This window comes from Rhodococcus sp. UYP9, from assembly GCF_040547235.1.
GTDB lineage: Bacteria > Actinomycetota > Actinomycetes > Mycobacteriales > Mycobacteriaceae > Rhodococcoides.
In genome coordinates this window covers 283,277-306,952 of record NZ_JBEPPH010000004.1, presented here as the reverse complement: position 1 = coordinate 306,952, position 23,676 = coordinate 283,277, and the positions used below count along the sequence as shown (strand labels likewise).

Here is a 23,676-nt window from a genome sequence, read left to right as displayed (position 1 = left end):
TTACCGGCTCGCGCACCGACGGCGGACAAGAGTTGGTCGAGGGACTAGTCCGACTCGGTCGTCGCCGCACCGAGGGTCCAGGGGTCGGTTCTCGTGCTACTGACGCAGCTCCCCCATCCTGCGGTTTCGGCAAATGCTGCGTCGACGATGCTGCGGGCCTGCTCACACCACGGGTACTCCGACGCCCAATGCGCAACGTCGATCACCGCAGGGCCACCGCTGCGGAGATGTTCGTCGACGGGATGGTGCCGCAAATCCGATGTGAGGTAAACGTCGACTCCCGATGCCCGAACGGCGTCGAGAAACGAATCCCCCGCGCCACCGCACAGCGCAACAGTCTGCACGACGGTGTCGGGATCGCCGGCTGTGCGCACACCCCACGCTGTGTCCGGCAGTGCACGGCGCACCCGTTCGCTGAATTCGCGAAGCGTGGTCGGCGACGCGAGCGTGCCGATCCGTCCGAGGCCGGTCGAAGTCGGCAGGCGGGCCTCCTCGAAGATGTCGAATGCGGGCTCTTCGTAGGGGTGCACGGCGGTCAGTGCGGCGAGGACGGTCTGCCGGGCCGACGCCGGGGCAACCACTTCGATCCGGTCCTCGCTCACCTGCTCTAGGGTGCCGACCGCACCGATCGCCGGATCGGCCCCGACCTCCGGACGAAACTGGCCCATTCCTTCGACGGTCCAACTGCATTCGCGGTAGTTGCCGATCGCACCGGCGCCTGCGCCGAACAATGCCGAGCGAACGGCGGAACTGTGAGACTTCGGAACGAGAACGACCCACTTGTCGACCGCGGGCGCTTCGATCGGCTCGATGGGACGCGAGACGGAGACCCCGAGAACCGCGGCCAACGCGTCGGACACGCCGGGATCTGCGGAGTCGGCGTTGGTGTGGGCGGTGAACAGCGCACATCCCGCCTTGACGAGGCGGTGGATCAGGGCACCTTTCGGCGTATTCGCAGCGACGGTGTCGACTCCTCGCAGGAGTAGCGGGTGGTGTGCGACCAACAGATCGGCACCCCACTCGAGTGCCTCGTCCACGACGTCCGCGGTCGCATCGACGGTGTACATCACCTTGCGCACACGATCGGATGGATCTCCGCACACCAGCCCGACCGAGTCCCAATTCTCGGCGAGCCGAGGAGGGTATGCAGCATCGAGCACCGCCACCACGTCGGCCAACTTCACTGTCTGATCGCTCATGATGATTCTCCCTCTGCACGTGCTCTGGCCAGAGCTTCGACGAGTATGTCGACTTGTTCGCGCCCGCGGACCGCCACCCGCAGATGGTCGGTGGTCAATCCTGGAAAGGTGTCGCCTCGCCGCACTGCCACGCCTTGTGCGCGTAGTCGAATCCTCAGGTCTGCGGCACCGGGGATTCGCAGCAGGAGGAAAGGAGCGCGGGCGTCGGGGGCGACGTCGATACCGAGGCTTCGCAGTCGGTCGGTCATCGATGCCCGGTCGGCGGCGATAGTCTCGGCCTTCGCCGCAGCCGCGCCCACTGCTGCGGGTTCGCTGCATGCGGTGATCGCCTCTATCTGGAGAGTGCCCAGCGGCCAGTGCGCTCGGCCGCGGGTCAACCTGGCCAGCAGGTCGGGATGGCCCAGTGCGTAACCGCATCGCAATCCCGCCAACGCCCACGTCTTGGTCAGACTTCTCAGCACGAGGACGTCGGGAAGACTCACCGACGCCAACGAGTGCTCCTCCCCCGTTATCGCGTCGGCGAATGCCTCGTCCACGACCAGCACCCGCCCGGGCCTTCGCAGGGCCAACAGTGCTTCGCGTTCGTGGAGAACCGAGGTCGGATTGGTGGGATTGCCGACCACCACCATGTCCGCTTCGTCGGGAACGGCTGCGGGATCGAGCCGATACGGCTCCTGCAGGAGAACCTGCACGGTATCGACGTCGGCTTCTCGCAGCGCCCACTCGGGCTCGGTGAACGATGGGTGCACGACAGCAGCGAGACGCGGCTTCAGTCTCGGCAACATGGCGAATCCTTCGGCACCCCCGCCGAGCAGAAGGACCTCTTCCGGTGACCGGCCGTGGCGTCGTGCCACCATCTCGCGGGCCGCGCGATCGGCGTTCTCGGTTGGATAGGCACCCAGCTTCGTGAGACTCGCAGCGAGGCGCGTCCGTAGCCACTCCGGCGGAGCGGTGCCTTGGACGTTGACTGCGAAGTCGACCATCCCGTCGTCGACCTCTGCGTCACCGTGATGACGCAGAGGTGACAGTGCCGCCGGTTCGGTGAGTTCGTTCATTGCCGGTGAGCGTAGTCGGCGGCCTCACCGATATGGTTTTCGTCATGACAAAGCTCGACCCACCGACTGCCCGTGCCCAGGTCGTGCTCTTCGATCTCGATGGAACCCTCACCGATTCTGCACCCGGGATTCTGGCCGGATTCCGCCATTCTTTGGCCACCGTCGGAGCGCCCGAACCGACGGAGAAGCAGCTGGCTCTGGTCATCGGTCCGCCGCTGCTCGATTCGTTCCGAACGATGGGGCTTGCCGAGGACGTGGCACAGCGGGCGCTCGCTGCCTACTTCGAGCGTTACGACGCGCAGGGCTGGGCCGAGAACTCGGTCTTCGAGGGTATCGGGCCGGTCCTGGCAGAATTGAAGGCCCGCGGCGTCCGGTTGGGTGTCGCCACGTCGAAGTCGGAACGGTTCGCGCACCGCATTCTGGACCACTTCGGACTGTCGGAGTACTTCGAGTTCATCGGTGGAGCGAGTAACGACGGTGCACGCAGGTCGAAGCCCGATGTGATCGCACATTCGCTGCGCAATCTCGGTCTCATTCCCAAGGAAGTGGCCGACGGCGGAACCTCCGGCGTTCTGATGGTCGGTGATCGGGACCACGATGTTCACGGCGCGGGTCGGTTCGGCATTCCGACGGTCTACGTCGAGTGGGGCTACGGCATCGAAGGCGAGGACGATGAAGCGTCGTTCGTCGTGACGACGATGGACGAGCTCGCAAAGGTGCTCGATGAGAACACCGAATAGCGCGGTCGATCGACGCACGCTCCATGTGACGTTCGTCTGTACCGGTAACATCTGCCGGTCCCCGATGGCCGAGAAGGTGTTCGCCGAGCATCTCCGGGAGGCGGGACTCGAAGAATCCGTCCGGGTGTCCAGTGCAGGGATCGACGGCTGGCACGAGGGCGAAGGGGCGGATCCGCGAACAGTCGCCGAGCTGCAAGCGCATGGCTACGAGAGCGATCATGAGGCCGCTCAGGTCGGAGACGACCATCTGACGGCCGATCTCATCGTCGCCTTGGACACCGGCCACGCCGAGGCACTGCTGCAACTCGGGGCACCCGCAGAGCGAATCTGCCTGTTGCGATCGTTCGACGAGGATGCGAATTCGCAGTCCGTCGCAGACCCTTATTACTCCTCCGACGATGCGTTCGTCGAGATTCGTGAGCAGATCGAGGCGGCTATGCCCGGACTCGTGGGTTGGGTGACCGGACACCTCTGAGCCGCCGTGAGTGGCACGGTTGGTCGCTGAGGCTAACCTAGAGGCGTGCGAAGGTTCAGATTTCTGCTCCGTCCAGGCTGGTTGGCGCTGGCAGCTGTGGTTGCCATGTTCGCCTACTTCTGCTTTTCGGTTCTCGCCCCATGGCAGCTGGGCAAGAACACTGCGACGACACAACGAAACGCGCTGATCGACCAGTCGGTGAATGCCGAGCCGGTCGATATTTCCGAAGTTCTGGGCTCGACCGGATTCTCCTCGAACGACGAGTGGCGGCGAGTGGTCGCCACGGGCTCGTATCTTCAGGACAAAGAAGCGCTGGTTCGTCTACGCAGCATCCGTGAACAGCCTGCATACGAAGTCATCACACCGTTTCAACTCCAGGACGGGCAGATCGTCCTCGTCAATCGCGGATACGTCCTACCTGTGCAGGGAACGCAGCCTCCACCCATCGATCCGCCGCCTACCGGGGAGCTGACCCTCGACGCTCGACTTCGTCAGGCAGAGGGCACCTCACGTGAGCCGATCGAGGAAGCCGGGCGTCTGCAGGTCTACAACATCAATCCGGAGCAGATCGGAACGGCTGTCGGTGTCGATGCCGTCGACGGGTATTTGCAACTCGACGACGCTCAACCCGGTGGTCTAGGGCTGATCGAACTCCCGCAGACCGAGTCCGGGCCGTACTTGTCCTACGGCCTGCAATGGCTTGCTTTCGGCATCATGGCACCACTCGGGCTCGCGTACTTCGCCCGTGCCGAGTGGCGTGAGCGACGCAAGTCCAAGCAGCAGGACATCCTCGACACCGCATCGTCTTCAGTCGACTCGACCGATCCCTCCGCGGACACACCATCGACGAGCAGGCAAGACGCGGAACCCGAATTCACGTTGCCCACTCGTAGAGAACGACGTTCGAAGTCGAAGTCCAAGACGGAGTCATCGAATCGATCGGCCAACGATGTTCGCTTGGCCGATCGCTACGGCAAGAACAGCTGACACCACAGTCGTGGCGATCTGCACGGTGAGGGACAGCGTTGCAGCCCTATCCAGATCGCTCGGCGTCGGAGCACGTCCGTGACCGAGGGTTGGCCGTATCTCCACGCCGTGCGCATACTCGGTGCGGCCCCCGAGGCTGATTCCGAGTGCACCCGCAGCAGTTGCCTCGGCCACACCGGCATTGGGGCTCGGGTGACGTGAAGCGTCACGGCGCCAGGCACGCAGGGACTCCGTCGATCGTCCGCCCACCAAGGGTGCTGTAATCACCGTCGAGATACCGGTCAGTCGAGCCGGGATCAGGTTCACTGCGTCATCGAGGCGTGCGGCGAACCAACCGAAGCGCAGGTACCTCGAAGAGCGGTACCCGATCATCGCGTCCAACGTATTGATCGCCCGGTACCCGAGAATGCCGGGCACACCTGCCACAGCGCCCCAGAACATGACACCGACCGTGGCGTCGGAAGTGTTCTCGGCAATCGATTCCAGCGATGCCCGTGCCAGCCCGTCGGTGTCGAGCACACTCGGATCTCGACCGCAGAGCGATGGAAGCAACGCACGCGCAGAGTCGAGATCGTCTGCCTCGAGGTGGCGGGCCATCTGTGATCCCGTGCGGGACAGTGATGTCCCGCCGAGCGCTACCCAGGCGGCGGCTGCGGTCATCGCGGTGTCGGCAATACCGCCGCGTCGACGCGCGAACGACGCCGCCAGCACGCCCAATCCGATGGTGCCTCCCACCAGCGTCGCCGTGTGAACGACACCTGCCGACTTCGAATCCCGATAGGTACTCGATTCGAGCAGTCCCGCGATCCGGCCGAAGCCTGCAACAGGGTGGAACCGTCGTGGATCCCCCAGTACCCGGTCGAGGGCGAGCCCGAGTACCAGCCCCGCGGCACGTGATCGTGGGTCCCTCGCGCCATCCTTCACGACTCGACAGTTCATGGTTCGACGGTAGCGAGCCGGAAGCCGAGCCGGTGCAGTGGGCGGGCACACCGCGTGCCATTGCCGGAGTCTTACTTGGAGAACCGTCGACGTCGGAAGCATCCAACCGCTCGCCCAGCGTGTGCTCCCTTAGAATCGACCGTATGACTGCCGAAGGCACGACCCCCACCACCACCACGACGACCGGCATGCCTAGCTGGGCCAAGAAGAGCATCGTCATAGGCGTAGGCGTGCTGGCGTTGGTGATCGCGTACTTCATCCTCGCAGCGTTCCTGCCGAGATGGTGGAGCATCCGCGTCGGAAATCTTTCCGATCAGGCGTTCAGCAAAGGTATTTTCTGGGGCTTGACGTTCGGCACTCTCTGCACATTGGTGCCATTGCTGTTGTTCACGGTGGCATGGGCCGTCCGCAAACGCCGGGGCGGCAAAGTCATCGCCATCATTGCCCTCGTGCTGGCCGTCGCGACTGCTGTTCCGAACCTGCTGACGCTCTCGATCGTTCTCGGCGGCAACAATGCTTCCCACGCGGGTGAAAGAACTCTCGACACCGAAGCTCCCGGATTTCGGGGTGCCAGCCTGGTCGGCGCAGTCATCGCGATCGTGCTGTTCGCGCTCTTGACGTTCGTGGTCGTCCGGGGTCAGCGTCGTAGAGCGCAGAAGCGTCTGAACGCAGCAACGGCAAACCCGGCGGCATCCGGCCCAACTCAGGGAACGACAGGGGCCTTGCCGCCGTCGTAAGGCTCGATCGTCACCAGCGCCTCTGGTTCGAACGTCAAGGTCACCGGTTCACCACCGTCGGAGACAGTCACGACGACCGACAAGCCTTCCTGACCGACCGACTCGATGCGCCCTCGCGAATCCCCCGCTTCATCCACGAGCGAATAGTCGCCTACCTGGACGAGCAGCTCTTCTGCCGCGACGGTACGACGGCCACCGAAATCTTCCACAGTCATTCCCTCACCGTAGGCGAGGAATCGCCGTGCGTCATTCGTGCCCGTCGGGCGGATCGGTCACCAGCACATCATCTGCCGGAATGACAATGGGGAGTTCGACGCGGCGCTCTTCCCAGCTCGGATATCCCGGACGGATCCACACGCGAGTGTCATCCAGCTGGACCAGCACCATCCGGCGCCACTGCCAGGACGGTTCGGGGCTGCGCAGGTCGGTCTCACGTGAAATAGGTATCGGCGCAAACGCCCAACAGGGCACCGACAGTGACGAGAGCCCCGCCGTGACGAGGACTTCGGCAGCATCGAGCACATGCAGTCCGGTCGCGACGAGATGACCGACCGGATTGACAGCATCGACGCAGTATTCGTCGTAGTTCTCCGACAACGTCCATCCCACGAGCTCGCCGTCCGACGGACGTGTCACCGGGAGCCTGCTGCGCCACCGACCGATATCCACCCGCACCACTGTACGGTTCCGGATCCTGCACCTCACTGCACGATCCCGCACCTCACTGCACAATCCGGGGCCGAAACGGCGGGATCGCGTCGAAAGCGGACAGTAGTGTGCAGTCAGTTGCGCTCTTGTGCCGATAAGAGGAGTCGAACCATGGTTGCCCACATCTCGTTTCCGAGATTTCTGAAGCTCGGCCCAGGCGCCGTCGAGGAACTCGGGTCGGTTCTAGTGGACCTGAATGTCGAACGCCCGCTACTCGTCACCGATGCATTCATGGTCGGCAACGGTTCTGCCGAGCGACTGATTGGCATCATCGAGGCAGCAGGCAAGAAGGTGGCACTCTTCTCCGACACGGTCCCCGACCCCACGACCGACTCGTTGCAGGCCGGCGTCGACGCGGTGAAGGCACACGATGCCGACGTCGTCATCGGGTTCGGTGGCGGCAGTCCGATGGACACAGCCAAAGCGCTGGCGGTGCTGGCCGGGCAGGGCGGTGCGATGCGCGAGTACAAGGCGCCGCGCAGCTACGCAGGTCCAGCACTTCCCATCATCGCCATCCCCACTACCGCGGGAAGCGGTTCGGAAGCAACGCAATTCACCATTATCACCGATCTAGCAACCGACGAAAAGATGCTGTGTCCGGGATTGTCGTTTCTGCCGATCGCGTCGATCGTGGACTCGGAACTCACGATGTCGATGCCTGCCCGCCTCACAGCGGATACGGGTATCGATGCCTTGACGCATGCCATCGAGGCCTATGTCAGCAAGAAGGCGAACCCGATCTCCGACGGACTCGCACTGTCCGCGATGAAGTCGATCGGTCTGTTCCTGTTGAGGGCTTATCGTGACGGGTCCGACCGCGAGGCCCGAGATGCGATGATGCACGCGTCGACACAGGCAGGTATGGCATTCTCGAATGCGAGCGTCTGCCTGGTGCACGGCATGAGCAGGCCTATCGGTGCACATTTCCATGTGGCGCACGGGCTTTCCAACGCGATGCTTCTGCCTGCTGTCACCAAGTTCTCCATCCCTGGCGCGCGTGATCGATACGCCGATTGTGCACGCCAGCTCGGTGCCGCAGAACGTTCCGACTCCGACGAGGTTGCCTCGTCGAAGCTCATCGAGTTCATCGTTACCCTCTGCGCCGCAGTCGAGGTACCCGCACCCAGCACCTACGGAATCGACAAGGCACGCTGGGAGGAACTCATCCCGCTCATGGCGGAGCAGGCACTGGCGTCGGGCTCCCCGTCGAACAATCCGGTGGTGCCGACGGCCGACAATATCGCCGAGCTGTACCGCAACGCGTACTGAAGTCCGGACCTGAAAGAGGTTGGCGTCGAGGAAAGCTCACGCCCTGCCTCATGACGAAAGAACGCACACGCGTCGAGGTGTCGTGTTCGACGCCTACGCTGAGGGGGTGAGCCCTTCATCGGACGTTGTCACCATAGTCGGAGCCGGCATGGCAGGCGCTGCGTGTGCCGCAGTTCTTCGTGCCGCCGAGGTGCCGTTTCGTCTCGTCGAGCGTGGTCGCGCTGTCGGTGGACGAATGGCGTCCCCGCTACTGCACGGCCGTCGGGTCGATGCCGGAGCGGGTTACTTCACGGTTCGTGACCCGGAGTTCGCCGACGTCGTAGATCGGTGGCACAGTGCCGGTTCGGCCCGACCGTGGACCGACACGTTCGGAGTGCTCGTCCCCGGTGAAGCCCCCGGCACCAGCGCCGGACCCACACGGTGGGCGACACCGGACGGTCTCCGGTCCCTGGTCCGTGCACTTCTCGACGAAATCGAGGTGGACCACGAAGACATCACCGAACTTCCCGCGGGCGACGTCGTGCTCGCGATGCCCGATCCGCAGGCCGGGCGGCTCACTCCTGTTCCCGACGCCGTCGACTACGACCCCGTTATCGCGATCGTCCTCGGTTTCGATTCGTTGACATTGCCTTTTCGAGACGCGGCGTTCGTCAACGAACATCCTGACATCCAATTCGTCGCCGATGACGGTGCTCGACGCGGCGACGGTGCCCCGGTGCTCGTTGCCCACACGACGCCCGAGTGCGCGCGAGCGCATCTGCAGAACCCCGACAGTGCCGTCGAACCGGTAGTGAAGGCCCTACGGGATGTGCTGAACACTCCTGCGCCGATATGGACTCACGCACATCGGTGGTCCTTCGGCAAACCTGCCGGCCACCATGCGAGCACCTTTTCCATCATCGAATCCGGCTGCCGCACAATCGGTTTCGCGGGTGATCAATGGAGTCCATCCGGCCCGCCCCGCGTCGAGAGTGCGTGGAGGTCTGGAACAGATCTGGGCAGAGCATTGGCCGCGTTACGCGTATGACGCACGCCCGATCATTACCAATTACTTAGTGTACGAACTATTCGCGTACACTCGAACTCATGCCTGTCACCGAAGACGATCCCCTCGCACTCGACCGCCAAGTGTGTTTCGCGTTGGCCGTGGCAAACCGCGCGGTGCTGTCGGTGTATCGCCCACTTCTCGAACCGATGGGTCTCACCCATCCGCAGTACCTGGTGATGCTTGCTCTCTGGGGTGAGTCACCGATGTCCGTGAAATCGATCGGCGCCGCACTGTCGCTCGATTCACCCACGCTCTCGCCACTGCTCAAAAGACTCGAGGCTAACGGCCTCATCTCCAGAACCCGCAGCAGCAGCGATGAGCGCCAACTAGAGATCCGCCTTACCGAATCCGGTCTCGCCCTGCGAGATGAAGCGGTCGCGATTCCACCCGCCGTAGTGGCGAAGCTGGGGGTCGACATCGCGGAACTGGAAGAACTTCACCGAGTGCTCGGACGAATCAACCGGGCTGCCATCACAGCAGGAGCATTGTCGTGACATCACCGGTTTTTCGAAGCAACGAGAATCGACCGGCCGCCACCAAGCCGAATTTCGTGCAGTGGCTCGGCTACGTCGCGGGAAAGCGTCTGCCTCCGTCGATGCAGGACTGGGTGAGGAACGACCTAGTCGGTAAAGGCGCAGTGTCGCGCCACCTCTTTCGTTCGATGATTCCGTTCCTACCGATTTTCGTTGGATTCCTCGTGCTGTTTCCTGGCGCACTATGGCTCCGCGGGTCGATGGTGTTGCTTTCCGTTCTGCTCGCAATGTTCTACACAGTTGCGTTCATGGATCTCAACCGCGGCAGAAGACTTCAGGTACACGGTCTACCTGCAGATCTGAAGAGCGACCGCAAGCGGGCTGCCCTCGACGACGAGCGGGCGCGTTACGAGAAGTTGCATCTTCGAGATCGTTGAGGGCAATCGACCGAACCCTCAGTCGGCGAACACGATCCGTGTCGAGACCGCAACCAGTGCACGCAGAAGACTCTTCGATGGATGCTTACTCAGCGGACCACCGTCCATGCGCAATGTGTGAACCGTCATCAGTAGTTCGATGAGCGATCTCGTCGACAACGAGTGCGATGCATGCTCGATCGCCGCAGCGCGTTTGCTGGCGGGTTCCGGACTCGGCGACAGGTACTCGAAGGCCTGCTGAACGTGCTGGTCCTCGAACTCTCGCCGGACAGCTGCCGCCCCCGACGTCGCGCCCGGCATCTGACAATGCACCAATCGCGACTCGTTCGGATGAGCCTCCACCCAGTGCCAGACTGCGACGATCATCGCTTCGAGTGACGGGTCAGAGTTGGGATCCTCCTCTGCCCGAACACCTGCCACAACCTCGTCGACCATGTCCAGCACTCGACGCATCGCCAGTTCGAACAGTTCGTCTTTGCCCGCGAAGTGGTAATACACCGCCGAGGGCACTACTTCCGCCTCGTCGGCAACGTCCTGAATACTGGCGTCCGCAAAACTCTTCGCAGCGAAGACGCGAATGGCAGCGTCGACGATATCTTCTCTGCGAGATGGCCGGTGCGGCGACTTCTTCTCCACCTGTTGCTTCGCCCCCTGCTCGATCAACGCTCCCCTTACCCCCGTAAGCCGAAGCACTAGTCTTGCATGACCCGAGTCCCAGGAGAGTGAATGTCAGCAACAGTGAGGCGTCCTGCGCATCGTCCTTCCCGTCGTGGAGTCATCGTCGAGGCGGCGTTCGAACTCTTCGCATCGGGTCCGGTCGACGACGTGACCGTTGTCGACATCGCGGCTGCCGCCGATATGACCTCGGCTGCGATCTACTACCACTACCCCTCACGTGAGGAGATCCTGCTCGAAGGGCTTCGCGAATTTTCCACCGGCTACATCGCCGAAATCGAACGTATCGCTACCAAGGAAGTCTTACCGGCGGCCAGTATGGGAGCCTTCGTCGAACCGTTCATGATGTGGCTGGATCAGAATCGAACGCGCGCACTCGTCTACTTCGTACAGTCCAGGGGCGCGAGCCAGCAGGTGGAGGCGATCCGACGCGACAACAGCGGCTCGTTGATTCCGATCTTCGCGCGGGCGGCCAAGAAAACACGCGAGAAGCTCCCCGCAGCGGAAGCCAGCATCATTGCCCTCGGGCTGATCGCACAGATCGAAACGTTCGCATCGGCATTCTTGTCCCGAGATGCTTCGTACTCGACCCTCGGCCGGCGCGCATTCATTCGATCCGGCGCAGAACTGGCAGATAACATCGCAGGTACGACGGCGGTTTGATACCCGGGGCCTGTTCGTCGGCACAAGACGAGTAGGTGGTGGGCGCAGAGGGGTTCGAACCCCCGACCGCTGGTGTGTAAAACCAGAGCTCTACCGCTGAGCTATACGCCCGAGTCACATGTGGGCCAAGACCGTTTGTGACGCTTGGAGAAATTTATCGTGTCTGAGCGATTTCTCCAATTCCGCATGTCAACGCCCTGCTTGTGAGTGGAAATGTGTCCGGTGGGGCGCATTTCCACTCACAAGAGGCGAAGTTCGTCTACGTGTCCAGAACGGACAATGCTTTGTCCCACGCAGACGGATCACGAGCTTCGCCGGGTTGATTCATCTCGGCGAAACGGACAGCGCCCGATTTGTCGACGACGAACGTTCCCCGGTTGGCGAAGCCGGCTTTGTCGTTGAAGACGCCGTACGCCTGCGCCACGGCACCATGTGGCCAGAAATCGGACAGAAGCGGGAAGGTGTAACCCTGCTCTGCTGCCCAGATCTTGTGCGTCGGAGGCGGCCCCACTGAAATTGCAAGGATTGCGGAATCATCGTTCTCGAACTTGGGCAGTTCGTCGCGCACCTTGCATAGCTCACCCTGGCAGGTGCCGGTGAAAGCTAGCGGATAGAAGACCAGAAGGACGTTCTTGACGCCGCGATACGACGACAAGCTCACTTCCTGATTGTTCTGGTCTTTGAGTGTGAAGTCCGGCGCTTGTGCGCCTACCTCGAGTGGCATCGAATCGGATTCCTGTTCTCGGGCACTACCGCTTGGTTGCCCGCGTCTTGGGCTGAACCAGTCGGCTACCGATCCAGTCTCCGAGATTGGCCGCCGAAGTCTGCGTCAACCCTGCGGTCGGTGCCGATTCGGCGATTTCACTCGGTTCGACGTGCCCCGGGAGTCCGGTTTTAGGACTGAGTACCCAGACGAAACCGTCGTCCGAGAGAGGTCCGATCGCGTCCATGAGGGCGTCGACAAGGTCACCGTCGCCGTCGCGCCACCACAGCAGCACTACGTCGATCACCTCGTCGGAGTCCTCGTCGAGGGTCTCACCACCAATGGTGTCCTCGACATCCGCACGCAGATCGTCGTATGTGTCCTCGTCCCAGCCCAGTTCCTGAACGACCAAGTCGCGAGTGATACCAAGTTTCTGAGCGTAGTTCTGAGCGTCCGCCGCGGCGACCACGGTGGTGACCTCCTTGCATAGTGGGTGAAGTAGTGCAAGCGAACAGGGTTTGCGCCGTATCCGCAAGCTGACCGCGCCGAAATTGCGTAGATAAATTTCTACTGGTGGGTATTGGGACTCTCCTTTACCTGCCTCGGAGATGTGTAGGAGGATTGATGAGAATCACCGGAATGAGGAATGTCGATCGCCGTCACAGAAGGCGAAAGGCCTGGAACGGTTGCCCCACCGAGCGACCGCCACATTGAGGAGTACACACGTTGTCCGAGTTGAACCAGGACGACCGGCAGAACACACATGCTGCCGGCAAGACACCCGCGCCTACAGGCTCGGACGGTCGAGTACGCGTCATCCGCGAGGGTGTCGCGTCTTATCTGCCCGACATCGACAGCGACGAGACCAACGAATGGATCGAATCCTTCGACGGTCTGCTGGAGCGGTCGGGCCCGTCCCGCGCCCGGTACTTGATGCTGCGTTTGCTGGAGCGGGCTGGTGAACGGCGGGTCGCGCTGCCGTCACTGACGTCGACGGACTACGTCAACACCATTCCTACCGAGAACGAGCCCTGGTTCCCCGGTGACGAAGAGGTCGAACGCCGCTACCGTGCCTGGATCCGCTGGAACGCCGCGATCATGGTGCACCGCGCGCAGCGCCCCGGCGTCGGCGTGGGCGGGCACATCTCGACGTATGCGTCGTCGGCAGCGTTGTACGAGGTCGGGTTCAACCACTTTTTCCGTGGCAAGGATCACCCGGGCGGTGGCGACCACATATTCATTCAGGGCCACGCCTCCCCCGGCATCTATGCCCGCGCATTCCTCGAAGGACGCATTCCTGCCGAGCGCATGGACGGCTTCCGTCAGGAATACAGCCACAGCGATTCCGGCGGCGGTCTGCCGTCGTACCCGCACCCGCGCTTGATGCAGGACTTCTGGGAATTCCCGACGGTATCGATGGGCCTCGGGCCCATGAACGCCATCTACCAGGCACGATTCAATCACTACCTGGAAGATCGCAAGATCAAGGACACCTCCGACCAGCATGTGTGGGCATTCCTGGGCGACGGCGAGATGGATGAGCCCGAGTCGCGCGGTCTGGCGCACGTAGCCGCGACGGAGGGTCTCGACAATCTGACGTTCGTGGTGAACTGCAACTTGCAGCGCCTCGACGGCCCGGTCCGCGGAAACGGGAAGATCATCCAGGAACTGGAGTCCTTCTTCCGCGGCGCGGGCTGGAATGTCATCAAGGTCGTCTGGGGCCGCGAGTGGGATGCGTTGCTACATGCAGATCGCGACGGCGCGTTGGTCAACCTGATGAACACCACGCCCGACGGCGATTTTCAGACGTACAAGGCCAACGACGGTGGCTATGTTCGCGACCACTTCTTCGGGCGTGACCCCCGCACCAAAGAACTGGTCAAGGATTTGACCGACGCCGAGATCTGGAATCTCAAGCGCGGTGGCCACGATTACCGCAAGGTCCACGCGGCGTATGCCGCTGCCATGGCACACAAGGGCCAGCCGACGGTCATCCTGGCGCACACGATCAAGGGCTACACGCTCGGCAAGCTCTTCGAGGGCCGCAACGCGACGCACCAGATGAAGAAGCTCACCCTCGACGATCTCAAGACTTTCCGCGACCTGCAACGTATCCCGATCTCCGACGAGGAGCTCGAGAAGGATCCGTACATGCCGCCGTACTACCACCCCGGCAAAGATTCACCGGAGATCGCGTACATGCTCGATCGGCGCAAGACACTCGGCGGATTCGTTCCGGAGCGTCGGGTGAGTCCGGCTCCGCTGCCACAGCCTGACGACAAGACGTACGCAACGCTGCTCAAGGGCTCCGGCAAGCAGGAAGTCGCCACCACCATGGCACTCGTGCGAGTGATGAAGGAACTGCTTCGGGACAAGGAGATCGGTCACCGAATCGTGCCGATCATCCCCGACGAGGCCCGCACCTTCGGCATGGATTCGTGGTTCCCGTCGCTGAAGATCTACAACCGGAACGGCCAGCTCTACACGTCGGTGGACTCCGAACTCATGCTCGCCTACAAGGAAAGCTCGATCGGACAGATCCTGCACGAGGGCATCAACGAGGCAGGCTCGACGGCGTCGTTCACCGCCGTCGGAACGTCGTACGCAACGCACGGCGAGGTCATGATCCCGCTGTACATCTTCTACTCGATGTTCGGTTTCCAGCGGACCGGTGACGGCCTGTGGGCGGCAGCCGATCAGATGGCACGTGGATTCGTCCTCGGTGCCACCGCCGGCCGCACCACGCTGACGGGTGAGGGTCTCCAGCACGCCGACGGCCATTCGCTGTTGTTGGCGTCGACCAACCCGGCCGCGGTTACCTACGATCCGGCGTTCGGTTACGAGATCGCGCACATCGTCAAGGACGGCTTGCGCCGGATGTACGGCGGGACAAAGGGGCCGGACGGTGAGTTGCTGCCAGGCTTCGGCGGGGAGAACATCTTCTACTACATCACCTTGTACAACGAGCCGTACCAGCATCCGGCGCAGCCCGAGGACCTCGATGTCGACGGGTTGCTCAAGGGCATCTACCTGTTCGAGAAGCCGCAGGAGGGCGACGGGCCGGAGGCGCAGATCCTCGCGTCGGGTGTCGGAATCGTCGCGGCCCGCAAGGCCCGCGAACTACTCGAATCCGAATGGCACGTCCGCTCGGGTGTCTGGTCGGTCACCTCGTGGGGTGAACTGCGCCGAGACGGCGTCGAGTCGGAAAAGGATGCGCTGCGCGATCCAGGGGCCGAGAAGCGGGTTCCGTACATCACTCAGGCCCTGTCGAGTGCTGCTGGTCCAGTTGTAGCCGCATCGGATTGGATGCGTGCGGTCCCGGACCAGATCCGTCAGTGGGTTCCAGGCGACTACGTCACGCTCGGGACCGATGGGTTCGGGTTCTCCGATACCCGTCCCGCAGCAAGACGGGTGTTCAACGTCGATGCCGAGTCCATCGTCGTCGCAGTGTTGTCTGCGCTGGCGACGTCGGGCGAGATCGATCGGTCCAAGGCCGTCGAGGCAGCCGAGAAGTACCGCATCGACGATGTCCTCGCGGCTCCCACGTCGTACACCGACACCGGCTCCGCATAGCTCGCAGAGTCCGGTACGCCCGCCTGCTCGTGTCCATGTCCTCGGACGCGAGCAGGCGGGCGTAGGTTTTGCCTATGGTCCACGACAAGAGCGCAGCCCGCGGAGTGACCGCGGGGCACGACAGCGCAGCCTGCGGAGTGACCGAAGAACACGAGAGCGCACCGAAGACCGGGACGCATCACCAGGACGACCAGGACGGCCACATCACCGACAACGAGGTACATCTACCGGTGAAGGCAATCACGCCCTCCAGAGCGAAGCGCGACCCCCTTCCCGACGCTCTTCTTCGGCGCGTGAAGCAGTTCTCGGGTCGCCTGTCCACTGAGGCTGTGACGACGATGCAGGATCAGTTGCCGTTCTTCGGCGGCCTGGATGCGGCGCAGCGGGCGAGCGTGCAGTTGCTGATTCAGACGGCGGTGGACAACTTTCTGGAGTGGCTTAAGAATCCGCAGAGCGATATTCGTTTCAGCCTCGATGCTTTCCAGGTCATTCCTCAGGATTTGGCGCGGCGGTTGACTCTTCGCCAGACGGTCGACATGGTCCGGGTCGCCATGGAGTTCTTCGAACAGTGGCTTCCGGCTCTTGCGCGCAATGATCAGCAATTGGTTGCTCTGACCGAGGCGGTGTTGCGGTACGGCCGTGAGCTGGGTTTCGCGGCGGCGTCGGTGTATGCCAGTGCGGCGGAGTCGAGGGGTGCGTGGGATACCCGCCTTGAGGCTCTCGTCGTCGATGCGGTCGTTCGAGGGGATACGGGGTCCGACATGCTTTCGCGAGCTGCCACGTTGAACTGGGATGCCACTGCGCCTGCGACAGTTCTGGTCGGCACTCCACCCGAGGATCAGGGTGTATCCGTGGTCAGCACGGTGCACATGGTTGCGCAGAAGCACAATCGCGCAGCTCTCGCGGTCGTGCAGGGGACGCGGCTCGTCATGGTTGTCAGTGGCCAGCTGATCGACAGCGCCGCGAACACTGCTTTCCTGACTGACATGTTGCAGAATTTTTCCGAGGGCCCTGTTGTCATTGGTCCGACGACTCGCACGTTGGGCGCTGCCCATTCGAGTGCGGTGGAAGCGTTCGCGGGCATGCAGGCGGTTGCGGGATGGCGCGGTGCCCCTCGGCCCGTTCACGCTGGAGAGCTGCTACCAGAGCGTGCGTTGCTCGGCGACTCGGCGGCCATCGCGACGCTCAACGAGCACTTGGTCGCACCTTTGGCTGCGGCCGGTTCTGGCTTGGCGGACACCCTCGACGCATACCTCGATTGTGGTGGCGCCGTCGAGACCTGTGCGCGACAGCTGTTTGTTCATCCAAATACTGTCCGGTATCGGCTGAAGCGGATAGCCGAAGTTACGGGACGGGACCCGACGCAATCGCGTGATGCGTACGTGCTTCGTGTTGCGGCAACGGTAGGTCGACTGGCTCGAACTCATCACGAACCGCAGTATCCTGTCCCACAGACCACACACGTAACATTCGGTGAGGTAGTTACGTAACGTAGTAGTACGTGCCGGCGATGCGAACACTCCACAAGGCAATTTGTTGGTTCCCCACAAATTGAGTGCCGAGAGTTCATCGAGAGCGACATCTCCCAAACAGGCCTTCACAGTGTTCTCTTAACGAGTGATTGCGTTGCTTGCGCCCGGACAGGGCTCCCAGACACCCGGCATGCTCGTGCCGTGGCTCGAACTACCCGGTGCCGCGGACCGCGTTGCTTTATGGTCCAAGGCATCCGGACTCGACCTTGCTCGGCTGGGCACCACAGCTACAGCGGAGGAAATCACCGACACGTCGGTGACACAGCCACTCGTCGTCGCTGCCGCGCTCCTCGCCTTCGAGGAGATAGCCAGCCAGGGATTGCTGCAAGATGACGCGATCATCGCCGGCCATTCGGTCGGCGAACTCGCGGGCGCAGCTATAGCCGGGGTGATTTCGGCCGACGAGGCCGTCACGCTGGCGGCCGTGCGCGGCGCTGAGATGGCCAAAGCCTGTGCACTCGAACCGACTGGGATGTCTGCGGTGCTCGGCGGCGCCGAGTCCGAGGTTCTGGCTCGTCTCGAAGAACTCGGTCTCGAACCAGCCAATGTCAACGCCGCCGGACAGATCGTGGCGGCCGGGTTGCTGACAGCGTTGGCCGAACTCGCCGCCAACCCCCCGGAGAAGGCCCGCGTTCGCGCATTGCCTGTCGCCGGCGCTTTCCACACCCGCTTCATGGCACCGGCACAGGACGCGGTCGCGACGGCGGCAGCAGCGATCACGCCTTCGCAACCAACGCGGACTCTGCTCTCGAACTCCGACGGCAAAGCAGTCACCTCGGGCGCGGATGCGCTGACCAAGCTCGCCGCCCAGGTCACCAAACCTGTTCGATGGGATCTGTGCACTGCGACTTTGAAAGATCTCGCGGTGTCGTCCGTCGTCGAACTACCACCGTCAGGCGCCCTCGTCGGAATTGCCAAGCGCGAGATGCGCGGTATTCCGAACCTCGGATTGAAGAAGCCCGAGGATATTGCGGCACTGGCCTAGCTCGACAAAAGACCTCCCGTAGCTGATTCGTTACGGGTTCAGGGTGCGCTCTCGTAAGAGATGCGCGCGTGGCGTGTAGATACACAGCACGCCGCAGAATACGCAGGATCAGCATCGAACTTCGGCGCATCGATTCACGGTGCACCGACACAATGAAGGGAGCCACGCAGTGGCCAGCCAGGAAGACCTCATCGCCGGACTTGCAGAGATCATCGAGGAGGTCACGGGTATCGAACCCTCCGAGGTGACCATCGACAAGTCCTTCGTGGACGACCTCGATATCGACTCGCTGTCGATGGTCGAGATCGCCGTTCAGACCGAAGACAAGTACGGCGTGAAGATCCCCGACGAAGACCTCGCAAGCCTGCGCACCGTCGGTGACGCAGTTGCGTACATCCAGAAGCTCGAAGCAGAGAACCCCGACGCTGCCGAAGCAATCAAGGCCAAGCTCGACGACTCCGCGAGCGAGTGAGAGAAACCATGACCAACCCATCCACAGCCAATGGACGCTTCCCGAATGTCGTCGTCACCAGCCTCGCTGCGACCACGTCCATCGCGGGCGATGTCGACGCGACGTGGAAGGGTCTGCTGAACGGCGAGAGCGGCATTGGCGTACTCGAAGATGACTTCATCGCCGAGTACGACCTCCCCGTTCGAATCGGCGGACACCTCGCGGTCAGTCCGTCGAGCCTGCTCACGCGAGTGGAGATGCGGCGACTGAGCTATGTGGAGCAGCTTTCCACTGTGCTCGGCCGCGAGGTATGGAAGAACGCTGGCAGCCCCGAGGTGGATCCGCTCCGCCTCGCCGTCTCCATCGGCACCGGTCTCGGCGGTGGTGACTCGCTCATCGATGCCGTCGACAAGCTCAAGACCGGTGGGTACCGCAAGGTCTCTCCACTCGCAGTTCAGATGGTCATGCCGAACGGCCCCGCAGCGGTGGTCGGTTTGGAACTCAAGGCACAGGCCGGAGTCATCACTCCGGTATCTGCGTGCTCTTCAGGGTCGGAAGCCATCGCTCACGCGTGGCGAATGATCGTGATGGGCGACGCCGACATGGTTGTCACCGGTGGCGTCGAGGGATTCATCGACGCGGTGCCGATCGCGAGTTTCTCGATGATGCGCGCGATGAGCACCAACAACGACAATCCGAAGGGTGCGTCGCGGCCGTTCGACAAAGACCGGGATGGGTTCGTGTTCGGCGAGGCCGGTGCGCTCATGGTCATCGAGACCGAAGAGCACGCCAAAGCGCGTGGAGCCACGATCCATGCACGTCTTCTCGGCGCCGGTATCACCTCGGACGGATTCCACCTCGTGGCACCCGATCCCGAAGGAACCGGAGCGGCTCGGGCGATGACCCGGGCGATCGAAACAGCAGGACTGCAGAAGTCCGACATCACGCACGTGAATGCACACGCGACGGCAACACCGATCGGTGACACCGCCGAAGCGCTTGCAATCAACAAGGCGGTCGGTAACCATGCAGCGGTTTATGCACCGAAGTCCGCACTGGGACACTCGATCGGCGCCGTCGGCGCACTCGAGTCGGTGCTGACGGTGCTGGCAGTGCGCGAGGGAATCATTCCTCCCACACTGAATTTGGATAATCAGGATCCGAAGATCGATCTCGATGTCGTCAAGGGCGAGCCCCGCGTCGGACAGATCGACTACGCGATCAACAACTCGTTCGGATTCGGTGGGCACAACGTCGCGCTCGCCTTCGGTCGAGCTTGATCCTGTCCGAGTAGTTCACTCGTGACGATCGAGCTCACACTCGAACCCCGGGAGGGGTCCTACTCGACCTCTCCCGGGGATCGCCCGCCCCGGGCATCAAGAAGGAGAACGCGATGACCATCTTGTCCCCCGCTACTCGGTCCCACCACGCGACCGATCCCCGCGATCCGGTCGCGCGGCTCGAGAAGCTCTTCGACGCGGGGACAATGGTTCCGCTCCACGACCGTGACAAATCCGGTCTACTCGCAGCTTCCGGTGACATCGACGGCGTTCACAGCGTCGCGTACTGCTCCGACGCCACCGTCATGGGTGGCGCAATGGGTGTCGATGGGTGCAAGCACATTGTCTCGGCCATCGACATCGCACTCGAACGAAATGCTCCCATCGTGGGAATTTGGCATTCCGGCGGAGCCCGACTCGCTGAGGGCGTCGAAGCTCTGCATGCAGTCGGCCTCGTATTCGAGGCCATGGTTCGCGCCTCCGGGGTTGTCCCCCAGATCTCCGTCGTCCTCGGTTTCGCTGCCGGCGGCGCCGCGTACGGCCCAGCCCTCACCGACGTCGTCATCATGGCTCCCGAAGGACGTGTATTCGTCACCGGTCCCGATGTCGTACGCAGTGTGACGGGCGAGCAAGTGGACATGGTGTCTCTCGGCGGACCGGATACGCACCACAAGAAGTCCGGCGTCTGCCACATCGTCGCGGACGACGAGCTCGACGCCCTCACGCGCGCACGTCGACTGGTCTCCATGTTCAGCGAGCAGGGCGCATTCGACATCGCCGCCGCTGAACATGGTGACACCGACCTCAAAGCACTACTGCCCGAGTCGAATCGGCGCGCCTACGACGTACATCCCGTCATCGACGAGCTTCTCGACAATGTCGAGGGCGAGTCGACGTTCGAGGAATTCCAGGGCGGCTGGGCTCGTAGCATCGTCATCGGTCTCGGTCGACTCAGTGGCCGGACCGTCGGCGTGATCGCCAACAATCCGATTCGCCTCGGCGGGTGCCTCAACTCCGAAAGCGCCGAGAAGGCAGCACGATTCGTCCGCCTGTGCGACGCGTTCGGCATCCCGCTCGTGGTTGTCGTCGACGTTCCCGGCTACTTGCCGGGCGTCAGCATGGAGTGGGAGGGCGTCGTCCGTCGTGGCGCAAAGCTCCTGCACGCATTCGCCGAAGCCAAGGTTCCGCGAGTCACCCTGGTGACTCGCAAGATCTACGGCGGTGCGTACATCGCGATGAACGCGCGGGCCCTCGGCGCTACCGCGGTCTACGCCTGGCCTGGTTCCGAGGTCGCTGTCATGGGCGCCAAGGCTGCGGTTGGGATTCTGCACAAGAAGGCGTTGGCAGTTGCGCCGGAAGAAGAGCGCGAGGCGCTACACGACCGACTGACAGTGGAGCACGAAACCATCGCCGGTGGCGTCGACCGGGCCGTGGCCATCGGCGTCGTCGACGCGGTCATCGAGCCTGCCCTCACGCGTTCGACCATCGCAAAGGCATTGGCCGCTGCGCCTGCAGCGCGTGGCAACCACAAGAACATCCCGCTGTAACCGCTTGGAGCGGAAAGAAAAGCAGTGCGCTGGTGTCTCGGACACCGGGGCACTGCTTTTCCGGCTACAGAGAGTCAGCCTTCGAGCCACTTGTGTGACGCGGCGATCCGAATGACGGCCTCGCGCACGTCGAGCACTTGCTCGGCGGTGAGACCGCGGTTCGCCTGTAGGAGAGCTTCGGTCAATTCGGTCGAGAAGTCGGAACGCGCGAGGACGTCGCATACGACGTCGTCGTACTCGTGCCCGGTCGATGCTGTCGCTACGTGTGCAACTGGGTGCGCTGGTCGATGTTGCACCGGCGCCGCGGAGTCGACTATCTGGACCTGGCCTGCTTTGAGGCCTCGATCGCCGTGCTCGGCGACATACTCGACCCGAACCCCAGGGGCGAGAAGTCTTTTGTCGAAGTCGAGGTCGTTGACATGGATGAAGACATCCTCACCGCCCTCGTCGGGCGCAACGAACCCATAACCCTTGAACTCGTCGAAGCGAATTACTTTACCTGTCGACAACATAGAACCACCCCTCGAGAAACCGTCGAACCCGCATGCCTAGCCTGGCACAGTTCCGACCCTACCGAAGGATGAATTCACTGGGAGATCCGGTCATCCCGCGTTGCGGCTGAGCCAGGTGACCTCGGCCCCCGCTCCACCGGTCCGGTACGGTTCGAGCGCGTGATCCCAGGCGCTGCCCAGGGCGTGTTCGATCTCGGCCGTAAGGTTTCCCGAATTTCCCTCGATCATCGACTTGAGTCGCATCTCGCCGAGGATCACATCGCCGTTCGCGCTCGTGGAGCCACGCCAGAGTCCGAGACCTGGCACGTGGGCAAAGCGTTCGCCGTCGACGCCATCGCTGGCGTCCTCGGTGACCTCGAACCTCAGCATCTGCCACGTCCGAAGAATGCCTGCTAGCGCAGCTCCCGTACCCACGGGACCGACCCAATCAGTGGCAGCACGAAGCTGACCGCCGCTGGCCGGCTGCGCGGACCACTTGAGGTTCGCACGGCAGTTCAGCGCGTCGGATAGTGCCCATTCGACGTGCGGGCACAACGCGGCGGGTGAGGCGTGTATGTACACCACACCCGACGTGGCATCTGCGAACTGATTCAATGCACGCATTCGATTACTCCTCCAGCTTCGACGAGGGACGTCTTCCCCAACGACCTCTTACACGAACTGGTATGTGAAGCTTTCTCCTGCGTACATGCACTAGTGTGCCCCGAGTTACCCCTGTTGCGCCAGTGCACTAGTGATTCCAGTGATGATCTGGCCGGCGCCGATGGTTCTACCTGGGATTATTGTCGAGAACTTCATCGGACAGTTCTGTCCACAAAGGTTTGGCCCACTCGCCGAATGCCAGATCCGTGAGAACGACCGTGGCCAGTGAGACATCGGGGTCAACCCAGAGGAACGTTCCGGACTGCCCGAAATGACCGAACGTTCGAGTCGAATTCCGTTGCCCGGTCCAATGTGGTTCTTTACCGTCGCGGAGTTCGAATCCCAGGCCCCAATCGTTCGGCCGTTGAGATCCGTAGCCGGGCAGAATGCCATTGAGGCCGTCGAATTGCACGCTGACTGCGGCCGCGAAGGTCGACTCGGACAGCAGGGTCGGCGACAAGAGTTCTGATGCGAATGCCGACAGATCGCGCACTGTCGAGCGCGCACCGTGACCGGCCGGTCCATCGAGCGTCGAGGCGGTCATGCCGAGCGGCGCGAACACGGCCTCGGCGAGGTAGTCGTCGAACGCGATTCCGGATTCGGACTCGATCAGCGCGGCGAGCACTTCGAAACCGACGCTCGAGTAGATGCGCTTGGTCCCGGGGGCTGTTTGTACCTTGTTCTCACCGAAGGCGAGGCCCGAACTGTGCGCGAGAAGATGACGGACTGTCGAGCCCTCAGGTCCCGCTTGCTGATCGAGATCGATTGCTTCTTCTTCGATTGCGACGAGTGCCGCGTAGGCCACCAGCAGTTTGGTGACGGACGCCAGCTCGTACACGCGATCGATATCGCCGTACTGCTCGCTCGCACCTTCCGTCGACACCACTGCTGCGGATGCATTGTCGACGGGCCAACCAGCGATCAAATCCAAGGAGTGCACGCGGATGAGCCTAGTTGTAGACAGACGAGTCGGGGGGGGGGGGGGGCCCCCCCCCCCCCCCCCCCCCCCCCCCCCCCGGGGGGGGGGGCCGGCAATAAAAATATAG

Annotated in this window: 26 protein-coding genes and 1 tRNA gene; 15 read left to right on the top strand and 12 right to left on the bottom strand. The window is 62.7% G+C overall.

Going from position 1 to position 23,676, the window contains the following annotated elements:
* Nucleotides 1–44: 44 nt before the first annotated feature.
* Nucleotides 45–1,199, bottom strand: coding sequence for a Nif3-like dinuclear metal center hexameric protein (locus ABIB36_RS14225; RefSeq protein WP_354562001.1), 1,155 nt, complete (start codon nt 1,197–1,199; stop codon nt 45–47).
* Nucleotides 1,196–2,254 carry an Rv2231c family histidinol phosphate aminotransferase CobC gene (gene cobC / locus ABIB36_RS14220; protein WP_354561999.1) on the bottom strand — a complete coding sequence of 353 codons (1,059 nt, stop codon included), beginning with the start codon at nt 2,252–2,254 and terminating at the stop codon, nt 1,196–1,198. The genes ABIB36_RS14225 and cobC overlap by 4 nt, the downstream gene beginning before the upstream one ends.
* A 44-nt stretch (nt 2,255–2,298) precedes the next feature.
* Between cobC and ABIB36_RS14215 the strand changes: the two genes are divergently transcribed.
* From ABIB36_RS14215 to ABIB36_RS14205, 3 genes are read left to right on the top strand one after another with little or no spacing between them, the layout of a single operon-like run.
* On the top strand, nt 2,299–2,994 hold the full coding sequence (locus ABIB36_RS14215) for an HAD-IA family hydrolase (protein WP_354561996.1): 696 nt from the start codon (nt 2,299–2,301) through the stop codon (nt 2,992–2,994).
* Complete coding sequence (locus ABIB36_RS14210; RefSeq protein ID WP_354561994.1) at nt 2,978–3,469, top strand: low molecular weight protein-tyrosine-phosphatase; 492 nt, start codon at nt 2,978–2,980, stop codon at nt 3,467–3,469. Before ABIB36_RS14215 ends, ABIB36_RS14210 begins: the two co-directional genes overlap by 17 nt.
* A gap of 45 nt (nt 3,470–3,514) precedes the next feature.
* Nucleotides 3,515–4,456, top strand: coding sequence for an SURF1 family cytochrome oxidase biogenesis protein (locus tag ABIB36_RS14205; RefSeq protein ID WP_084346679.1), 942 nt, complete (start codon nt 3,515–3,517; stop codon nt 4,454–4,456).
* Here ABIB36_RS14205 and ABIB36_RS14200 read toward each other — a convergent pair.
* The gene (locus ABIB36_RS14200) at nt 4,397–5,380 is read right to left on the bottom strand and encodes a cobalamin biosynthesis protein (protein ID WP_354561991.1); all 984 of its coding nucleotides are present in this window, start codon (nt 5,378–5,380) and stop codon (nt 4,397–4,399) included. The two genes, ABIB36_RS14205 and ABIB36_RS14200, sit on opposite strands and share 60 nt — an antisense overlap.
* Nucleotides 5,381–5,538: 158 nt before the next feature.
* Here ABIB36_RS14200 and ABIB36_RS14195 point away from each other — a divergent pair, with 158 nt between their 5' ends.
* Nucleotides 5,539–6,132 (top strand): permease, encoded by a 594-nt coding sequence (locus ABIB36_RS14195; protein WP_354561988.1) that lies wholly within the window; start codon nt 5,539–5,541, stop codon nt 6,130–6,132.
* On the opposite strand, the gene ABIB36_RS14190 is transcribed toward ABIB36_RS14195, so the two are convergent.
* Together ABIB36_RS14190 and ABIB36_RS14185 are read right to left on the bottom strand one after the other, a co-directional pair.
* Entirely contained in the window at nt 6,099–6,347 is a 249-nt protein-coding gene (locus ABIB36_RS14190) for a hypothetical protein (RefSeq protein ID WP_084346682.1), read from the bottom strand. The two genes, ABIB36_RS14195 and ABIB36_RS14190, sit on opposite strands and share 34 nt — an antisense overlap.
* Nucleotides 6,348–6,378: 31 nt before the next feature.
* Nucleotides 6,379–6,801 carry a hypothetical protein gene (locus ABIB36_RS14185; protein ID WP_354561985.1) on the bottom strand — a complete coding sequence of 141 codons (423 nt, stop codon included), beginning with the start codon at nt 6,799–6,801 and terminating at the stop codon, nt 6,379–6,381.
* Between the two features lie 150 nt (nt 6,802–6,951).
* Here ABIB36_RS14185 and ABIB36_RS14180 point away from each other — a divergent pair, with 150 nt between their 5' ends.
* The 4 genes from ABIB36_RS14180 to ABIB36_RS14165 all read left to right on the top strand — a co-directional run bounded on the left by ABIB36_RS14180 (nt 6,952) and on the right by ABIB36_RS14165 (nt 10,067).
* Nucleotides 6,952–8,109, top strand: a complete 1,158-nt coding sequence (locus ABIB36_RS14180; RefSeq protein ID WP_084346684.1) for an iron-containing alcohol dehydrogenase — start codon at nt 6,952–6,954, stop codon at nt 8,107–8,109.
* A gap of 106 nt (nt 8,110–8,215) precedes the next feature.
* Nucleotides 8,216–9,136 carry an NAD(P)/FAD-dependent oxidoreductase gene (locus tag ABIB36_RS14175; RefSeq protein WP_354561982.1) on the top strand — a complete coding sequence of 307 codons (921 nt, stop codon included), beginning with the start codon at nt 8,216–8,218 and terminating at the stop codon, nt 9,134–9,136.
* Between the two features lie 59 nt (nt 9,137–9,195).
* Nucleotides 9,196–9,651, top strand: a complete 456-nt coding sequence (locus ABIB36_RS14170; protein WP_084346685.1) for a MarR family winged helix-turn-helix transcriptional regulator — start codon at nt 9,196–9,198, stop codon at nt 9,649–9,651.
* Nucleotides 9,648–10,067, top strand: coding sequence for a DUF5313 family protein (locus tag ABIB36_RS14165; protein WP_354561979.1), 420 nt, complete (start codon nt 9,648–9,650; stop codon nt 10,065–10,067). The genes ABIB36_RS14170 and ABIB36_RS14165 overlap by 4 nt, the downstream gene beginning before the upstream one ends.
* Before the next feature lie 18 nt (nt 10,068–10,085).
* On the opposite strand, the gene ABIB36_RS14160 is transcribed toward ABIB36_RS14165, so the two are convergent.
* Nucleotides 10,086–10,730, bottom strand: a complete 645-nt coding sequence (locus ABIB36_RS14160; protein ID WP_354561976.1) for a TetR/AcrR family transcriptional regulator — start codon at nt 10,728–10,730, stop codon at nt 10,086–10,088.
* Nucleotides 10,731–10,793: 63 nt separating this feature from the next.
* Between ABIB36_RS14160 and ABIB36_RS14155 the strand changes: the two genes are divergently transcribed.
* Nucleotides 10,794–11,405: a TetR/AcrR family transcriptional regulator gene (locus ABIB36_RS14155; protein ID WP_354561974.1), complete on the top strand. Its 612-nt coding sequence runs from the start codon at nt 10,794–10,796 to the stop codon at nt 11,403–11,405.
* Between the two features lie 36 nt (nt 11,406–11,441).
* Here ABIB36_RS14155 and ABIB36_RS14150 read toward each other — a convergent pair.
* From ABIB36_RS14150 to ABIB36_RS14140, 3 genes are all read right to left on the bottom strand, one after another.
* Nucleotides 11,442–11,516, bottom strand: a tRNA-Val gene (locus tag ABIB36_RS14150).
* A gap of 148 nt (nt 11,517–11,664) precedes the next feature.
* Nucleotides 11,665–12,129, bottom strand: coding sequence for a peroxiredoxin (locus ABIB36_RS14145; RefSeq protein ID WP_084346698.1), 465 nt, complete (start codon nt 12,127–12,129; stop codon nt 11,665–11,667).
* 25 nt (nt 12,130–12,154) lie between these two features.
* The gene (locus tag ABIB36_RS14140; protein WP_084346699.1) at nt 12,155–12,577 is read right to left on the bottom strand and encodes a DUF3052 domain-containing protein; all 423 of its coding nucleotides are present in this window, start codon (nt 12,575–12,577) and stop codon (nt 12,155–12,157) included.
* Nucleotides 12,578–12,834: 257 nt separating this feature from the next.
* Here ABIB36_RS14140 and aceE point away from each other — a divergent pair, with 257 nt between their 5' ends.
* The 6 genes from aceE (at nt 12,835) to ABIB36_RS14110 (ending at nt 21,476) form a co-directional block, all read left to right on the top strand.
* A complete protein-coding gene (gene aceE, locus ABIB36_RS14135; protein WP_084346700.1) occupies nt 12,835–15,681 on the top strand; it encodes a pyruvate dehydrogenase (acetyl-transferring), homodimeric type in 2,847 nt (948 codons plus the stop codon).
* A 74-nt stretch (nt 15,682–15,755) separates the two neighbouring features.
* Complete coding sequence (locus ABIB36_RS14130; RefSeq protein WP_502944936.1) at nt 15,756–17,171, top strand: PucR family transcriptional regulator; 1,416 nt, start codon at nt 15,756–15,758, stop codon at nt 17,169–17,171.
* A 127-nt stretch (nt 17,172–17,298) separates the two neighbouring features.
* Complete coding sequence (locus ABIB36_RS14125; RefSeq protein ID WP_084346701.1) at nt 17,299–18,198, top strand: ACP S-malonyltransferase; 900 nt, start codon at nt 17,299–17,301, stop codon at nt 18,196–18,198.
* Between the two features lie 169 nt (nt 18,199–18,367).
* Nucleotides 18,368–18,670, top strand: coding sequence for a meromycolate extension acyl carrier protein AcpM (gene acpM, locus ABIB36_RS14120; protein ID WP_084346702.1), 303 nt, complete (start codon nt 18,368–18,370; stop codon nt 18,668–18,670).
* A gap of 8 nt (nt 18,671–18,678) precedes the next feature.
* On the top strand, nt 18,679–19,929 hold the full coding sequence (locus tag ABIB36_RS14115; protein WP_084346703.1) for a KasA/KasB family beta-ketoacyl-ACP synthase: 1,251 nt from the start codon (nt 18,679–18,681) through the stop codon (nt 19,927–19,929).
* Nucleotides 19,930–20,042: 113 nt separating this feature from the next.
* On the top strand, nt 20,043–21,476 hold the full coding sequence (locus ABIB36_RS14110) for an acyl-CoA carboxylase subunit beta (RefSeq protein WP_084346704.1): 1,434 nt from the start codon (nt 20,043–20,045) through the stop codon (nt 21,474–21,476).
* 74 nt (nt 21,477–21,550) lie between these two features.
* On the opposite strand, the gene ABIB36_RS14105 is transcribed toward ABIB36_RS14110, so the two are convergent.
* The 3 genes from ABIB36_RS14105 to ABIB36_RS14095 all read right to left on the bottom strand — a co-directional run bounded on the left by ABIB36_RS14105 (nt 21,551) and on the right by ABIB36_RS14095 (nt 23,570).
* Complete coding sequence (locus tag ABIB36_RS14105; RefSeq protein WP_084346705.1) at nt 21,551–21,988, bottom strand: cold shock domain-containing protein; 438 nt, start codon at nt 21,986–21,988, stop codon at nt 21,551–21,553.
* 90 nt (nt 21,989–22,078) lie between these two features.
* Nucleotides 22,079–22,591, bottom strand: coding sequence for a DUF3145 domain-containing protein (locus ABIB36_RS14100; RefSeq protein ID WP_084346706.1), 513 nt, complete (start codon nt 22,589–22,591; stop codon nt 22,079–22,081).
* 166 nt (nt 22,592–22,757) lie between these two features.
* Nucleotides 22,758–23,570: a serine hydrolase domain-containing protein gene (locus ABIB36_RS14095; protein WP_354561966.1), complete on the bottom strand. Its 813-nt coding sequence runs from the start codon at nt 23,568–23,570 to the stop codon at nt 22,758–22,760.
* Nucleotides 23,571–23,676: the final 106 nt, after the last annotated feature.

Excerpts from the sequence above, each read along its gene's own strand:
- ABIB36_RS14225 (WP_354562001.1), bottom strand. The coding sequence starts at position 1,199 with ATGAGCGATCAGACAGTGAAGTTGGCCGACGTGGTGGCGGTGCTCGAT.
- cobC (WP_354561999.1), bottom strand. The coding sequence starts at position 2,254 with ATGAACGAACTCACCGAACCGGCGGCACTGTCACCTCTGCGTCATCAC.
- ABIB36_RS14215 (WP_354561996.1), top strand. The coding sequence starts at position 2,299 with ATGACAAAGCTCGACCCACCGACTGCCCGTGCCCAGGTCGTGCTCTTC.
- ABIB36_RS14210 (WP_354561994.1), top strand. The coding sequence starts at position 2,978 with ATGAGAACACCGAATAGCGCGGTCGATCGACGCACGCTCCATGTGACG.
- ABIB36_RS14195 (WP_354561988.1), top strand. The coding sequence starts at position 5,539 with ATGACTGCCGAAGGCACGACCCCCACCACCACCACGACGACCGGCATG.
- ABIB36_RS14190 (WP_084346682.1), bottom strand. The coding sequence starts at position 6,347 with ATGACTGTGGAAGATTTCGGTGGCCGTCGTACCGTCGCGGCAGAAGAG.
- ABIB36_RS14180 (WP_084346684.1), top strand. The coding sequence starts at position 6,952 with ATGGTTGCCCACATCTCGTTTCCGAGATTTCTGAAGCTCGGCCCAGGC.
- ABIB36_RS14170 (WP_084346685.1), top strand. The coding sequence starts at position 9,196 with ATGCCTGTCACCGAAGACGATCCCCTCGCACTCGACCGCCAAGTGTGT.
- ABIB36_RS14155 (WP_354561974.1), top strand. The coding sequence starts at position 10,794 with ATGTCAGCAACAGTGAGGCGTCCTGCGCATCGTCCTTCCCGTCGTGGA.
- ABIB36_RS14145 (WP_084346698.1), bottom strand. The coding sequence starts at position 12,129 with ATGCCACTCGAGGTAGGCGCACAAGCGCCGGACTTCACACTCAAAGAC.
- ABIB36_RS14130 (WP_502944936.1), top strand. The coding sequence starts at position 15,756 with ATGGTCCACGACAAGAGCGCAGCCCGCGGAGTGACCGCGGGGCACGAC.
- ABIB36_RS14115 (WP_084346703.1), top strand. The coding sequence starts at position 18,679 with ATGACCAACCCATCCACAGCCAATGGACGCTTCCCGAATGTCGTCGTC.
- ABIB36_RS14110 (WP_084346704.1), top strand. The coding sequence starts at position 20,043 with ATGACCATCTTGTCCCCCGCTACTCGGTCCCACCACGCGACCGATCCC.
- ABIB36_RS14105 (WP_084346705.1), bottom strand. The coding sequence starts at position 21,988 with ATGTTGTCGACAGGTAAAGTAATTCGCTTCGACGAGTTCAAGGGTTAT.
- ABIB36_RS14100 (WP_084346706.1), bottom strand. The coding sequence starts at position 22,591 with ATGCGTGCATTGAATCAGTTCGCAGATGCCACGTCGGGTGTGGTGTAC.